Genomic DNA, 14,682 nt, shown 5'->3' with positions numbered 1-14,682 from the left:
GAGTTGAGGTCGCTGGTCGGCAATCTGGCGAGGTGAATGACAAACAAGCGCTCGGCGCCCGCGGCGAACAACTCGCGGCGCAATTTCTGGAAGCGGCGGGGATGAACGTCGTCGGCCGCAATTGGCGGTGCCGTTACGGCGAACTCGACCTGATCGTCCAGAACGATCACGTCACCGCCTTCGTCGAGGTGAAGACCCGTTCAGGGCTCGGTTTCGGCACTCCGGCCGAGGCGGTCACCTTCACCAAGCAGCAGCGCATCCGCCGCTTGGCGTTGCTGTGGCTGGCTCAGCAGGAAGGGCCGTGGCGGCGGATCCGGTTCGATGTGGTGTCGATCCTGATGCCGCACGGGCAACAGCCACGCATCGAACACCTTCCGGCGGTGTTCTGAATGGTGCTCGGGCATGCGCATTCGGTGGCCGTTACCGGGGTAGACGGGCTGCTGGTCGAGATCGAGGCCGACATCGGCCAGGGACTGCCCTCGGTGCATCTGGTCGGTCTCCCCGATACGGCATTGCAGGAATCGCGCGACCGCGTGCGCTCGGCGGTGGCGAACACCGGGGAGAAATGGCCCGACGGCAGGGTCGTTCTCGCACTCTCGCCCGCGACCCTACCGAAGGTGGGCAGCGTCTACGACCTCGCCCTCGCGGCGTCGGTGCTGGACGCCGCCGGCGCGGTGCCCTCGGAGAAGCTGGCGAAAACCGTTCTGCTCGGCGAGCTTTCGTTGGACGGCAGGGTGCGGCGGGTGCGCGGGGTATTGCCCGCGGTGATCGCGGCGCGCAATGCGGGCTGGTCGGCCGTCGTGGTACCGGAGGCCTCGCTGTCCGAAGCCGGTCTTGTCGACGGTATCGACGTGCTCGGCGCGGGCAGCCTGCGCATGCTCATCGCCTGGCTGCGCGGGGAAGGTGAGCTCTCGCGGTCCAGCGGCGTGCCGATCGACTCCGAGGCAGCGTGTGGTGACCTGAGCGAGGTCGTCGGCCAGGAGGAGGCGCGCTGGGCACTGGAGGTAGCCGCCGCCGGCGGGCATCACCTGTTGCTGACCGGCCCGCCCGGGATCGGGAAAACCATGCTCGCGCAACGACTTCCCGGCTTGCTGCCGCCGTTGTCGGAGTCCGAATCGCTCGAGGTGACCGCCGTGCATTCGATGGCGGGCACCTTGTCGGACGATCAGCCGCTGATCACCACCGCGCCCTTTGTCGCTCCGCATCACTCGACCTCCGCGACGGCGATGATCGGGGGCGGTTCCGGCACGGCCCGTCCCGGTGCCGTCAGCAGGGCGCACCGCGGCGTTCTCTTCCTGGATGAATGCGCCGAGCTGGGCACCAAGGTGCTGGAGGCGATGCGTACTCCGTTGGAGGAAGGTGAGGTTCGCATCGCGAGACGCGACGGTGTCGCGCGGTATCCCGCCCGCTTTCAACTCATCCTCGCCGCGAATCCGTGCCCGTGTGCTCCGGCGCGCGACGTCGATTGCATCTGCGCGCCGCTGGCTCGCCGTCGCTACCTCGGCAAGCTGTCGGGGCCACTGATGGACAGAATCGATATCTGGGTGCGGATGCACGGACAGGCGGGCGCGGGGTTCGGCGCCGAACAATCCGAAAGCAGCGCGGTGGTGCGTGCGCGCGTGATCGTGGCCAGGCAGGCGGCGGCGCAACGCTGGAAGGAGTTCGGCTGGCTCACCAACGCCGAAGTGCCCGGCCATATTCTGCGGCAACGCTTTCGGCTACCCGCCGAGACGGTCGCACCGGTCGAGACCGCGCTGCGGCTGGGCAGAATGTCGGCGCGCGCAGCCGACCGTGCGATCCGCGTTGCCTGGACAATCTGTGATCTGCGCGGCGCCGACCAGCCCGCCACCCAGGATGTGCTTGCCGCCCTGAACTTTCGGCAGCGAGGTGGGCAATGAGTGCCGACCGCGCGCGGGCGGCGGAGAGTCCGCCGGAGACGACGGAATCCGTTGGTGCCCGGTCGGTATCGCGTGGATCTAAGGCGTCGGGGGTCGGGGGTGAGGATTCGACGGGCTCGGGGTTGCGGCGTGCGGGGACGGAGGTCGCGCTGTTGGTGGGATCGGCGTCGGAAGCCGCGGATCGGAGGGGACCCAACGCCGAGTCGTCACGGAAGGAGGACGCGAAAATGGTTGGTGCGCAAGAGAATATCGCGCATTCGGAGTGCTCCGAGTCGGACCGCTCCGAGATCTCGGCATCCGGATTACTCGCGGTGCCGTCGCGGCGTACAGGGCCATTTGCGGCGCGCGCCGATTCGGAGCCGGTCGATCTGGACGCGATCGACCTCGACCACGTCGGTTGGGGAAGTTCGAGAGGTGGTTCGGGGGACCAGCTCGAGCAACCGGAAGTCGGCGGTGCCCGGTTGTGGTCGGGAACCGGTGATCGGCAGCGGATTTCGGCGGCACCTTCCGAGGCGCAGGAGCGCCGGTTGGCGTGGGTGTATCTGTCCCGCGTGGTGGAAGGGCCGTGTGCCGCGTTGTCGGCATTGATCGATTCGGTGGGCGTTCTGGAAGCGGCGCGGGCCGTCCGAGAATGTGAACTTCCGCAGTCACTGCGCGGAGCTACCGAGCGACGCCGCGGAATCGATTCGGCAGCACAAGATCTCGAGCTGATGGATCGATTGGGTGGCCGCGTGATCACCCCGGACGACCCGGAGTGGCCCGCATGGCGCCTGCTCGGATTGCGCCAGCTCGATGCCGAACGTGACCGGGATGGCGCGCCGCCGCTGGTGTTGTGGGCCAGGGGCACCGGATCGCTACTCGAATCGAGTACGCAGGCACTCGCGGTGGTCGGCGCACGGGCGAGCACCGGGTACGGCGACCGCGTCACCGAGGACATGGTGGGTGACTTGGCCGCGCGCGGGTGGACGATCGTGTCGGGCGCCGCGTTCGGCATCGACGGCGCGGCGCATCGCGCGGCGCTCGCGGCGGGCGGCGCGACGATCGCCGTGCTGGCCTGTGGCGTCGACCGTCCCTATCCGGCGCAGCACGAACGGTTACTGGCGAGGATCGCCGAATCCGGTGTGGTGGTGAGCGAATACCCGCCGGGCGCCCCCGCACACAAGCACCGCTTCCTCGCTCGAAACCGGCTGGTGGCCGCACTCGCCGACGGTGTGCTCGTCGTGGAGGCGGGAATGCGCAGCGGTGCGCGCAATACGGTGAAGTGGGCACGAAGACTTGGTCGCCCCACACTCGCCGTGCCAGGTCCCGCCACCTCCGCCGCGTCGGTGGGGTGCCATCGAATGATCCGTGAAGGTGAGGCGATCCTGGTCACGCGTGCGGAAGAGGTGATCGACGAGGCGGGCCCGTTGCGTCTGTCGCTGCCAGGTTCGATGGGTGCTACCGCGTCCCCCTCCGATGCCCTGTCCGGCGACGAGGCAGTGGTCTACGCCGCCTTGCCCAAGGTCGGTAGCCGTACCCCCGGCGAGCTCGCCCGCCACAGCGAGCTACCGCTGCCGGCGATTCGCGCGATACTCCCCGCTCTCGAACTGGCGGGCATGGTCGGCGTAGACGACAACGGCTGGCACCGAATCGCCGTCCGGCGTTGAGGAAGTCCACGCGCCAACTCGTTCGGGAAACATCCCGACCGATGTTGGAAGGTGTTGGGCGGGCGCGTGCCCCGTCGGAATGGTGATCGAGTAGTTCGATGCCGACCACATCTCGCCACTCACCACTCGGGGTCGTCGACCAATGCCGGAGCGTTATGCGTGTCGATCAGAACTGCCGAGAGTCAAGGGCTACCGGGAGGGAGGCAATTCACCGGACCGAAGCATGTTCTCGGCCGTTGCGAATCCTGCGGTGCGGCAACTGGAACGAAGATCGCCGAGAGATCCACCCGCCGCCGACCGCACTGGCGCTGTGCCACCGCCGGACTGCGCGGTGAGTGCCGGACCAGTTGCGGTGGTGCCCAACAACTCCGAGGCCGCACAACTGCTCCGCCGCCGCGCCCAATGCACGCTGCGCAGCAATGCTGTGTTGGGCAGTAATGCTGTATTGGGCGGCAATGCTGTGCCGGGCAGCAACGCTGTGCCGGGTAGCAATGCTGTGCTGGGCAGCAATGCTGTGCTGGGCAGTAGTGCTGTGTCGGGCAGTAGTGCTGTGCTGGGCGGTATTGCTGCGCTGCGCAGCAATGCCACGACACGACGCGGGGTCGGGGTGCGGCGGGTGGGTGCCTAGGTGTCGAGGAGTTCGGGGGCAAAGACTTCCTCGATGGTCCATCGGCGCGCGGACAGGCCCTGTTCGTAGTGGTAGCGCAGGAAGGTGTCCAGTGCCGTGCGGTTCGCGGAGATACCGTAGGGCCACCAGTCCGCGCCGAGCAGGCGGTCGTTCTCCTCGATCAGCGCGTTGATCCACGGCACCATCAGTGGTGCTTGATAGAGCTGGCGAAACCGTCGATAACGTTGGGCACCAGCCTGTTTGGCGTCCAAGAATGCAGTGTAGAGCGCGCGAGTGAGCCACGGTTCGCGGTCGAACAGGTCTCGATGTGCCACGACCGTGTGCATGATCGGGAAAATTCCCGTTCGCCGGTAGTAATCGCGTTCGAGGGGTTCGTAGTCGGGGAAGAGTCGGGTGATGTGCGGTGCGCCGTCGAGGAACCGCTGTGGTGCGTTGGCGGTGAAAAGCGCGTCGATCGCGCCGGAATCGAGCAGGTCCGACAGTGTTGTGCCCTCCGGCGCGGCGGTGATGTCGACGCCATCGGGATGGGGATGGCTGGTGAAGGTGAACGGCGGCGCGGGATGTTCCAGTCCGCCGATCACCCAGCGGTTGCGTTCGGGGCGGAAGCCGTACTCGTCGGCGAGAATGCCCTTGTTCCAGACTCCGGGATCTTGGCCGTAGACGCCGAATTCGCCGATCGTCTTGCCCACCAGGTCGGCGGGCCCGGTGATGCCACTACCGGTGTTGACGAAGATCGCCGAGTGCCGAAACATCCGCACCGGGAAGACCGGTACGGCCACCAGCGGCACACCCTGATCGAGTGCCCGCAGCAGGAAGGTGAGTCCGAATTCCGATACGGGCACCTCGGCGTCCGCGACGCGTTGGAAGATCTCGGGCAGGGTCGTCGCGGTCGTCATCGTGGTGCTGCGGGCGCCGGACACCGTCACCGAGCCGTCGAAAAGCGCCTCGGTCGTGTCATAGCGGAAGGCGCCGATCCGCAGGTCCAGATCGCTCATCGTGCTGTTCCTTTCCTCGTGGGCTAGCACTTCGATCCTCGTGACGACCCAGCCGAGCGGCCAACACCTTTGGGGTGCACGCGATACCGGATAGGTATGGTGTTGCCGGTGGACCTACGTGGACTGCGGTACTTCGTCGCCGTAGCCGAGGAAAGGCATATCGGCAGGGCGGCCGCTCGGCTCCGCATGACCCAGCCACCACTGAGTAGAGCCGTGCAGCGCCTCGAAGCCGACCTCGGCGTCGCCCTGTTCGCCAGGACGCCGAGTGGCGTCGAGCTCACCGAAGCGGGCACCGTCCTCTACGCGGACGCGCGGTCACTGCTCGAGCAGGCCGATCGGCTCGAGACGCGCGTGCGCTCCTCGGCGGGCGATGCCACCCTGACCGTCGGATCGTTGGCCGACACCGTGGAGCTCGTTGGCGGACGGATCGCCGCCGCGTTTCGGGAACGCCACCCGACCGTGTCGGTGCGCATTCACGAGGCGGACCTGGGCGATCCCAGCGCAGGTCTGCGCGCCGGACTCGTCGATGTCGCGCTGACGCGGCTACCGTTCGAGGCCACCGGACTACGCACCCACGTCCTGCATACCGAACCGGTCGGACTGGTTGTCCGCGAGGACGATCCACTGGCGGGTCAGGATTCGGTACACCTGGCCGATTTGTCGGACCGGCGCTGGGTGCGGCTACCGCCGGACACCGATCGAATCTGGCGCGCCTATTGGACCGGATCGACCACCGCGCCCGACCATGGACCCGCGCTGCGCACCATCCAGGAATGTTTGCAGGCCGTGCTGTGGAACGGAATGTCAGCACTCGCCCCCTTGGACCAGCTGACACCCGCCGGACTGGTCACCATCCCTGTCACCGACCGACCACCGAGCATCCTCATCCTCGCCTGGTCGGCACACCGCCCATCACCCCTGATCGGCTCGTTCGTACGGATCGCGGCCGAGCTGTATCGAGGCAACCACCGTCAGCACGGCTGACCACAGCCGATGCACGAGTCTCGTTGCGGTGGCGGAAGCTGTCGAGTCGCGGCGGCTCTGGCTGTGGGGTGGCGGTGCTGAGTGAGGTTCCCGGCCGAGTTGTAGCGAGGCAACGATCGTCAGCGCGGCTGACCACAGGCGATGCACGAGTCTCGTTGCGGTGGCGGAAGCTGTCGAGTCGCGGCGGCTCTGGCTGTGGAGCGGTGGTGCTGAGTGAGGTTCCCGGCCGAGTTGTAGCGTGTAGACGACGCGTGCGTGCGCGGTGCGGTCGGAGACCGTCCACCGTTGATTCGAAGGGTGTTCGTGCTGGCTGCCTCGTTCGGCTCGCCCCACGTGACCCGATCGCTCGGTGAATCATGGCTCTGCTCAGCCAAATCCGCGCAGCCGGATTCTGGCGCGCTTGACGCGACCGCTACCGCCGCTGCCTGCGGTGTTGGGGTCTTGGCGGACGCGAGCACGCGCTGGTTATCGCCGTGCGCGCGATGCGGCAAATGGTTCGGCAATCCGAGCAAGTCTGCCCGCCTATCGATTTCGTGGCGTGTCGCGAATTCCGACACGCCCGGGTTTTGGGTTGTGATGTAGCCGAATCGGCGCGGGGGCTTGCCATTACGGGTCACAGTGGCAACGGTAGAGCGATGCACGAACTACCCGATGATTTGGAAGCGCTGCTGACGGAATACGGCAGGCATCTCCTTCTCGGGCGCAATCGTTCCTCGCACACGGTGCGTGCCTATCTCGGGGATGCCCGATCGCTTTTGGCGCACCTGTACCAGCGATCGAGCGATTCGGCGGTCGGCGAACTCGATCTGCTGTTGCTGCGGTCGTGGCTGGCTGACCTGTCCGCGAAGGGTGCGGCGCGCACGACGATGGCGCGGCGGGCGTCCTCGGCGCGTACTTTCACCGCGTGGCTCACCGCGACCGGCCGACTATCCACCGACCCCGGCCTACGCCTTGGTTCGGCCAAGTCACATCGGACGCTGCCCGCGGTCCTCGGCAAGCAGCAGGCATTGGGCGCGATGGACGCCGCGCAATCAGGTGCCGCCCAGCACGATCCGATGGCGTTGCGCGATCGATTGATCGTCGAATTGCTGTATTCGACCGGGATTCGGGTCGCCGAGCTGTGTGGTCTCGACATCGAGGATGTCGATCGAGGACGTCGCGTGGTCCGCGTGATCGGCAAGGGGAATAAGGAGCGCGCCGTACCGTTCGGTGTTCCTGCCGACGAGGCGATCGGTCATTGGCTCAGACATGGCCGACCGGCCTTCGCCGCCGCCGCGTCCGGCCGCGCGCTGCTGCTCGGTCGGCGCGGCAAGCGACTGGATCAACGTCAGGCCAGAACCGTTGTCCACGAGGTGGTTTCCGCGATCCCCGGCGCCCCCGACATCGGCCCACACGGCCTGCGCCACACCGCCGCGACCCACCTGTTGGAGGGCGGCGCCGACCTACGCGTAGTGCAGGAACTACTCGGCCACGCCAGCATGGCCACCACCCAGCTCTACACCCACGTCTCGATAGACCGCCTCAAAAAGGTCCACGATCAGGCCCACCCCCGCGCTTGACCGGCGAATTTCCCTCGCGAGCGAGCAGGTGTTCGCCGGTTGCCGCTGCCGCCGAGCGCGCGGCAGAGATCGCCGAGTGGCTCCGCGATCATCCACGTGGACACGCCTGCGGTGTCACCGGCGGCGACCAACTCACCCGCATCGCCGACACGGCGGCAGGCGTCAACCTCGGGTGGAGCGCCAACGGTGATCGCACGCCGGGCTCACATAGTGGTGTAGCCAGGCCAGGCGGCCGTCGTGGGTGATCCAGTCGCCGGGGCCGCTGTGTACCCGTGTCCATCCTTCGCGTTCGTACAGGGTTACCGCTGCCCGGCCGCCGGTTTCGACATCGAGCACCGCTCTGCGTCCTCGGTGCCCCGCCGCGGTGACGGCGGCTTCGAGTAGTCGATGCCCGACTCCGTGGCCGCGCAGTGCGGGGATGACGAACAGGCGGGTTACCGAGATGAAGGTGGATTCCGGTAGTCGCGCGCGGACCACGGCGGGCACCTCGCCGTCGGCGACGCAGACCTGACCGACCACGGCTCCCGCCACCTCGGCGACCATTGCTTCAAGGAGTGTTGTTGGGGTGAGCCAGGATTCGGGGGCGGCGGGCCACACCGCCGGGTACCCGTCGGCCTCGTGTACCGAGCGCAGTGCGGTGGCGCACGCGGGGAGGTCGGCTGCGTTCCGCGCCCTGATGGTCACGTTCACCGGGGGATTATCGCATCTATGTCTCCTCGTCGGGCCGGTCCGGTGCGGGGCACATTCGCCGTGCTCCTCGAGTCACTGGGCGGATGTCCTCAGGCGGCGCATTGCTGCCCCTTCGTCGCCGAGTTTCCGGCCGTCGAGGAACGCGATCGGAGCCGCTGCGCAACTCTCCGGCGGAATATTTTGGCGCAGCATCCCGGCGCGTGCGGTTTCGCTGCGGAACCCTGTTCGTTCCGTGACCTCAACGCCGTGCCACCCGGCATGAATGCGGTTGCCGTCGTTCGGATCTCAGCGCGAGCCACTTCGTATTCCCATCGCTGGGCTGGGAATTCATCTGCGCACACGCGCCCGCGTACCTGCGGTGTGAGGTGCGCGGGTACGCATTCGACACGGCGGACACAGCGACACGCGTTTCAACGCCTCCTGGTGTCTCGGTTGCGTGCTCCCAGTCGATGTCGCGGCATTTCAGGGATACACCCGTTCGCTGTCGGGTCCGCGGTGTCCAGATTTCGTGTCCGCGTGGTGCCGTGAACTCAGCATGGCGAATCCGGCCCACGCGTCACGCCGTGGGTACCGCCTCCGAATCCGAGGGAGACTGTGCGGGTGCGGGTTTGGTGCGCAGCAGTGCCGCTCCGAGCAGTGCCGCCGCGAAGCTGAAGCCCGCGCTGATCCATGAAGTGGTGGACATGGCAGCGGTGAAGGCGGTATTCGCCGCATCGGTGAGGCCGAGTTGGAAAGCGGCGCCGACGGATTCGCGCGCTGCCTCGGGAGCGTCCTCGGGCATATTGGCGGTGAAGACGTCGGCCAAGACGCTGCCGAGCAGTGCGATGCTGATCGCCATTCCCACTTGTTGCAGGGTGTCGTTCATGGCCGAGCCGACGCCGGCGTGCTGCACCGGGATGGCGTTCATGATCAAGGCGTAGGCGGCGGGACCGGCGAGCCCGCCACCGATTCCCATCACCAGCATGCTGACCAGCACCCAGAGGTAGCCGTCGCCGAGCGCGAGAATCGAGAAGGCGACACCGCAGACCACGAGCCCGGAAACGATCAGCGTCTTGTTGCTGAGTTTCTTGCCGAGAGTCGCGCCGAGGCCGTTGAACACGACGGCGGCCAATGCGTAGGGCAGCAGCGCCAGACCCGCCTTCATCGGCCCGTAGTCGAGCACGAATTGCAGGTACTGGGTGAGCATCAGCATGATGGCGCCCATCCCGAACACCATGAGCAGCAGGGTGAGGCAGGTGCCGGTGAAGTCGCGATTGTTGAAGACCTGGAGCGGCAGCATCGGATGCTCGGATCGACGCTCCCACAGCACGAAACCGACGGCGGCGAGGATCGCCAGCGCGATCATGCCGAGGTTGCCTTCGCGTTCGATGATCACGTAGACGGTCGAGACCAGCGCGACGATGGAAAGCAGCACGCCGACCAGGTCGACCGGACGCTGTTCGCCGTGGCTTTCGGGCATCAAGACCAGCGCGGCGACGATCGCGACCGCCGCGACCGGGATGTTCAACAGGAACACCGATCCCCACCAATAATGTTGCAGCAGAAACCCACCCACCGTCGGCCCGGCGATGACGCCGACCATCGAGACGGTGCTCCAGCCGGCCATGGCCTTGCGTCGTTCGTCGTCGGCGAAGGTGGTCATCAGGATCGACAGTGTCGAGGGCATCAGTACCGATCCGCCGACGCCCATGGCCGCTCGTGCGGCAATGAGTTGCCACGGCTCGGTGGCCAGTGTCGCGACCGCGGAGGCGGCCCCGAACAGCGCGAGCCCGACGATCAGCATGCGGCGTCGGCCGAATCGGTCCGAGAGGCTGCCCGCGGTGAGCAGTAGTCCCGCGAACACCAGCACGTAGGCGTCCAAAATCCATTGGACATCGGATGGGGTGGCGTTCAAGTCTGTGATCAGCGACGGGATGGCGAGATTGAGGACGGTGCCGTCGATCATCAGCACCAGCAGGGACAGGCACAGGACTCCGAGAATCCACCAGCGACGGGGGTCTCGCACAATGTTCGATTCCACTCGCACAATGTACGATAAACTCGAACGTTGTGCGAGTGGTTATAGAATCAGCCCATGAGCATCCAGATCTCCTCGGTATGGACCCGCGAACCGCGTCAACCCAAGAACTCGGGATTGCGCCGCGAGCAGATCGTCACCGGCGCGGTGGAGATCCTGGACGCGGAGGGCCTCGAAGCCCTGACCATGCGCAAACTCGGCGCCAAGCTGGGGGCGGGGGCCACCAGTGTGTACTGGTATGTGGCGAACAAGGATGAACTGCTCGAGCTCGCGCTGGACGAATTCTGGGGGATGCTGCATCTGCGCGAACTCGGCCAGACGTCCTGGCGCGAGGTGCTCACGACCTACGCCTACGAGCTCAGGGCGCTGATGCGCGCGCACCCGTGGGCACCGACGCTGATCGGTCGGGCGCCGAGCATCGGCCCGAATTCGCTGCGGCTCAACGATGGTTTGCGCCGCGCCTGCGTGGCGGCCGGGTTCGACGGCATCGACATCTACCTGGCGACCGGCACGGTGGTGTGCTTCGTGCTGGGTCAGGTTCTGCCCGAGACCGCGTGGGACAACATGAGCCACGGTGAGGAGATAGATACCGAGAGTCTGGGTCGGCTGGTGGACGTGGTCGCCGCGGATTACCCCGATCTGCGCGAGGACTACCACGTATCCGCCCAGACCGATTCGAATACCGCGCGAGCGATGGCCTTCGATTTCGGTCTGCTGTGCGTGATGGACGGTCTCGAGGCGCGGTTACGCGCGGCGGCGGGTCCTTTGATGCAGCCAGGTTCTGCAACGCGTTCACATCAGTAAAAATGCTATTGGCAGTCCTTTGACTCGATATACTGACACCTATTCTAGTAGGTGAAGCGGTGTTTGTTCCCCGCCCGTTCACAGGAAGGTGTGCTGGTGAGCACCCACACTGTTCTCGGTCGGCAAGTGCGGATGCCGGTGCGTATCCGGTTGGCACACGCGTTCCTGGCCACCTATCTCGTTCCGGCCGCCGCGACCCAGCGACTCATCGACTATTCGGGACTGCGGGTGCTGCGCGTGTCCGGCGACAAGGCGGTCTGCACCCTGGTGTTCGTCCAGTACGTCGACGGTGACCTCGGCCCGTATCACGAGTTCGGGGTGTCGTTCATGGTCGCCCACGCCGCCGCCCCGCCCACCGGAGACCTCCGCGCCCTGCTCACCGGCCGATCCGGCGTCTTCATCCACCGCCTGCCGGTCGACGGCGAATTCACCCTCGCGGCCGGGCGTGGAATCTGGGGATTCCCCAAGGAACTCGCCGATTTCGCCGTCGAGCACCAGGGTGGGACCCGCAGGGGCGAACTACACCAAGACGGTGCGTTGATTGCCGAACTGACCGCCTGCCGCGGCCTCCCTATTCCGGCCAGACGCAGTGCCACTTCGACTTTCGATGCCTACTCCCACCTCGACGGCCGTACCCGCCGCACCCCGTGGCACATGGAACCCGCGGCGATGCGCGCCCGCCTCGGCGGCGCGACCCTCCGGCTTGGTGCCCACCCCCTCGCCGCGGAACTCGCGACACTCGGCCTGCCGCGCCGCGCGATACTGACCGCGACAATCGACCGCTTGGCCATGACCTTCGACGACGCGACCCCGGTGGCGTGCCGAACCGAGTATCACCACGGCACGGCTCGCCTTCGGCGGCGGTTCTTCGGTTGAGCCGCAACCGATTTGGTGACGGGTGCCACGAACCGCTTTTGATCACGCGGTGCCTTACCTGCCACTGCTGCGGCCGCGCCCCAAGACCGAATTCGGTGTGCGACGGTGCGGCGATGTGTGCTGCGGGGGGCCCGCCAAGAGTTCGGCCGCCGATCCGCGCGTGTGAGATTGCGTCATCGCGCACGCTGCGCCGAGCAACTGCTACCGCTCGACGTGGTTACTTCGCCTGCGATCGAGGGTGATCTCCTCCGCTCGCGGCGAGTCCGGTCAGCGCTCGTGGCAAGGGGTTTCGATGCAAGACGCCGAGACGTTGGGTGGCGCGGGTGAGCGCGACATAGAGTTCGGCGGCGCCGCGGTCGCCTTCGGCGAGAATCCGTTCGGGGTCCACGACGAGGACGGCGTCGAATTCCAATCCCTTCGTGCGCGAGGCCGCCACCGTGCCGGGCACGCCCGGTGGCCCGATCACGATGCTCGTGCCAGGACGATCGGCCTCCTCGTGCACGAATTGCTCGATGGCGCCAGGTAATTCCTCATCGGTAACCTGTCGTGCCCAGGGTGATACGCCGCACGCGCGCACCGACTCCGGTGGCTGGACACCGGGCGCGAACTCGGCGAGTAAGGTCGCGGCGATCGCCATGATCTCCGCGGGGGTGCGATAGTTCACCGTCAGCGATCGGTAGGCCCATCGCCCAGGAACGTACGGCTCCAGCATCGTGTCCCACGACCGCGCACCGGCCGCCGACCTGCGCTGCGCCACATCGCCCACCACCGTGAAGGAGCGGCCGGGACAACGCCGCATCAGCACCCGCCAGTCCATCTCCGACAATTCCTGCGCCTCGTCGACCACGATGTGGCGGTAGGTCCAATCCCGGTCCGCCGCAGCACGTTCGGCGAGCTCCCTGGTGTCGCGCTCGAGAAAGCGGTCGGCGAGGTCTTCGGCGTAGAGCAGGTCCTTGGCGAACAGGTGATCCTCGTCGTCCATCATGTCCGTGCGGTCGACCATGATGTCGAGCACCCCCGCGGCGTATTCGGCCTCGGCGCGTTGCTCCTGTTCGGTGCTGTTGTCGGCGGGCTTATCGGCACCGAGCAGGTCGACCAATTCATCGAGCAGCGGCACATCCGACACCGTCCACGCTGCACCGTCGGCGCGATACAGCGCCACGTCGGCGCCCGCGGCGGCCAACCGCTCGTGCGACGAATACAGCTGCGTGAGCAGGGTTTCCGGGGTCATGATCGGCCACAGCGCATCGAGCGCCGCACCGAAGGCCTCGGTTTCGGCGAGCTCGGTGAGCAGGTCGCCGCGCATGTCTTCCCACGCGTCGCGGTCCTTCCTCGTCAGCCATCCTCGACCGATTCGAGCGATGGCGCGTTCGGTGAGCACCCAGGTGATGATGTCGGTGAACGCCGGTCGCGCCTCGTTGTGCGGCAATCCGCTCTCGCGCGCCTCCTGGCGCGCCCACTGCACGGTCTCGGCGTCGATACGCACCGTGACATCCGACAGTTCGATCGGAATCGGCTGCTCCGGAAGTCGCTGCCGGTCCGCGATCGCCGCGGCGAGGGTGTCCAGAATCTTGCGTGAACCCTTGACCCGGGCCGCTTCCGGTGAATCCTCGGCGGTGACACTCAGTCCCGGCACCAAGTCGCCGGTGGTCATGAACACCACGTTGGCTTCGCCGAGCGAGGGCAGCACGCGGCCGATGTGGTTCAGGAACGCCGGATTGGGTCCGACCACCAACACGCCGTGGCGCTCCATCCGCTCGCGCTGGGTGTAGAGCAGATACGCGACGCGGTGCAGCGCCACCACGGTCTTCCCCGTGCCGGGGCCGCCCTCGATCACCAGTACGCCCGAATGGTCGAGGCGGATGATCTCGTCCTGTTCGGCCTGGATCGTGGCCACGATGTCGGCCATGCCGTCGCCGCGCGGTGCGTTCACCGCCGCCAACAGCGCGGCGTCACCACCCTCGTCGCGCTGGTCGGCACCGGGTCGGCCGAGCACCTCGTCGGTGAAGTCGACAACGCGCCGACCTTTGGTGTGAAACTGTCTGCGGCGGCGCATATTCTCCGGGTTCGCCGCGGTGGCGACGTAGAACGCGCGCGCCGCGGGTGCGCGCCAATCCAACAGCAGCGGCTCGAATTCGTTCTGTTCGTCGAAGATCCCGATCCGGCCGATGTAAGAGCGTTCGCCCGAAACGGCGTCGAGGCGCCCGAAACACAGCCCGTCGTCGGCCACGTCCAGCCGCTTGCTCTCCCGCGCCAGCGCGCGCACCTCGACATCCCGGTCGACGAGTGTCTCGCCGCGGCCGCGCAATGCCGCGCTGTAGTTGCCCTTCACCCGTGCGCGCTCCGCATCGAGTCGTGTGTACAACCCCGCCACATAATCCCGTTCGGCGCGTAATTCGTCTTCGTATCCTCGGGTTGCCATCTGCCCCTCATTTCCCCTGACTCGACGACCCCGTCGACGCACGCGAGTTCCTGCCCTCGATCAGCCGATTTTCGGCTCAGGCCAGCGATTATGCGCCCAACCCCCGGCCTTCCCGCAAGCCGTGTTCGCGCTATATAATGAAGGTGGAAAGGGAGCGGGTCGC

Annotated in this window: 12 protein-coding genes; 8 read left to right on the top strand and 4 right to left on the bottom strand. The window is 66.8% G+C overall.

The window, feature by feature from the left end:
* Positions 1-32 precede the first annotated feature (32 nt).
* From ABEA50_RS17315 to ABEA50_RS17300, 4 genes are all read left to right on the top strand, one after another.
* Positions 33-389 (top strand): YraN family protein, encoded by a 357-nt coding sequence (locus ABEA50_RS17315; RefSeq protein WP_345496439.1) that lies wholly within the window; start codon positions 33-35, stop codon positions 387-389.
* Positions 390-1,898, top strand: a complete 1,509-nt coding sequence (locus tag ABEA50_RS17310) for a YifB family Mg chelatase-like AAA ATPase (protein WP_345496437.1) — start codon at positions 390-392, stop codon at positions 1,896-1,898.
* Positions 1,899-2,125: 227 nt separating this feature from the next.
* Positions 2,126-3,544, top strand: a complete 1,419-nt coding sequence (dprA, locus tag ABEA50_RS17305; protein ID WP_345496436.1) for a DNA-processing protein DprA — start codon at positions 2,126-2,128, stop codon at positions 3,542-3,544.
* Positions 3,545-3,875: 331 nt separating this feature from the next.
* Positions 3,876-4,172, top strand: coding sequence for a hypothetical protein (locus tag ABEA50_RS17300; protein ID WP_345496435.1), 297 nt, complete (start codon positions 3,876-3,878; stop codon positions 4,170-4,172).
* On the opposite strand, the gene ABEA50_RS17295 is transcribed toward ABEA50_RS17300, so the two are convergent.
* Positions 4,169-5,167: a substrate-binding domain-containing protein gene (locus ABEA50_RS17295; protein WP_345496434.1), complete on the bottom strand. Its 999-nt coding sequence runs from the start codon at positions 5,165-5,167 to the stop codon at positions 4,169-4,171. The two genes, ABEA50_RS17300 and ABEA50_RS17295, sit on opposite strands and share 4 nt — an antisense overlap.
* A 108-nt stretch (positions 5,168-5,275) precedes the next feature.
* On the opposite strand from ABEA50_RS17295, the gene ABEA50_RS17290 reads away from it, so the two are divergent.
* Entirely contained in the window at positions 5,276-6,151 is an 876-nt protein-coding gene (locus ABEA50_RS17290) for a LysR family transcriptional regulator (protein ID WP_345496433.1), read from the top strand.
* A 635-nt stretch (positions 6,152-6,786) separates the two neighbouring features.
* A complete protein-coding gene (locus tag ABEA50_RS17285) occupies positions 6,787-7,710 on the top strand; it encodes a tyrosine recombinase XerC (protein WP_345496431.1) in 924 nt (307 codons plus the stop codon).
* Positions 7,711-7,872: 162 nt separating this feature from the next.
* Here ABEA50_RS17285 and ABEA50_RS17280 read toward each other — a convergent pair whose 3' ends face one another.
* On the bottom strand, positions 7,873-8,400 hold the full coding sequence (locus ABEA50_RS17280) for a GNAT family N-acetyltransferase (RefSeq protein WP_345496430.1): 528 nt from the start codon (positions 8,398-8,400) through the stop codon (positions 7,873-7,875).
* 556 nt (positions 8,401-8,956) lie between these two features.
* Positions 8,957-10,420 (bottom strand): MFS transporter, encoded by a 1,464-nt coding sequence (locus tag ABEA50_RS17275; protein ID WP_345496429.1) that lies wholly within the window; start codon positions 10,418-10,420, stop codon positions 8,957-8,959.
* Positions 10,421-10,474: 54 nt separating this feature from the next.
* Here ABEA50_RS17275 and ABEA50_RS17270 point away from each other — a divergent pair, with 54 nt between their 5' ends.
* Entirely contained in the window at positions 10,475-11,221 is a 747-nt protein-coding gene (locus ABEA50_RS17270) for a TetR/AcrR family transcriptional regulator C-terminal domain-containing protein (protein WP_345496428.1), read from the top strand.
* 96 nt (positions 11,222-11,317) lie between these two features.
* On the top strand, positions 11,318-12,097 hold the full coding sequence (locus ABEA50_RS17265; protein ID WP_345496427.1) for an acetoacetate decarboxylase family protein: 780 nt from the start codon (positions 11,318-11,320) through the stop codon (positions 12,095-12,097).
* A gap of 217 nt (positions 12,098-12,314) precedes the next feature.
* Here ABEA50_RS17265 and helR read toward each other — a convergent pair whose 3' ends face one another.
* Positions 12,315-14,519 carry an RNA polymerase recycling motor ATPase HelR gene (helR, locus tag ABEA50_RS17260; protein WP_345496426.1) on the bottom strand — a complete coding sequence of 735 codons (2,205 nt, stop codon included), beginning with the start codon at positions 14,517-14,519 and terminating at the stop codon, positions 12,315-12,317.
* Positions 14,520-14,682: the final 163 nt, after the last annotated feature.

The sequence above is a fragment of the Nocardia callitridis genome, from assembly GCF_039543305.1.
Lineage (GTDB): Bacteria > Actinomycetota > Actinomycetes > Mycobacteriales > Mycobacteriaceae > Nocardia > Nocardia callitridis.
Note: the sequence above shows the minus strand (reverse complement) of the source record. Positions and strands in the feature narration are given on the sequence as shown.

What these genes read in the sequence shown, in the direction of transcription:
- ABEA50_RS17310 (WP_345496437.1), top strand. Translation starts at nt 390, where the DNA reads ATGGTGCTCGGGCATGCGCATTCGGTGGCCGTTACCGGGGTAGACGGG.
- dprA (WP_345496436.1), top strand. Translation starts at nt 2,126, where the DNA reads ATGGTTGGTGCGCAAGAGAATATCGCGCATTCGGAGTGCTCCGAGTCG.
- ABEA50_RS17295 (WP_345496434.1), bottom strand. Translation starts at nt 5,167, where the DNA reads ATGAGCGATCTGGACCTGCGGATCGGCGCCTTCCGCTATGACACGACC.
- ABEA50_RS17285 (WP_345496431.1), top strand. Translation starts at nt 6,787, where the DNA reads ATGCACGAACTACCCGATGATTTGGAAGCGCTGCTGACGGAATACGGC.
- ABEA50_RS17270 (WP_345496428.1), top strand. Translation starts at nt 10,475, where the DNA reads ATGAGCATCCAGATCTCCTCGGTATGGACCCGCGAACCGCGTCAACCC.
- helR (WP_345496426.1), bottom strand. Translation starts at nt 14,519, where the DNA reads ATGGCAACCCGAGGATACGAAGACGAATTACGCGCCGAACGGGATTAT.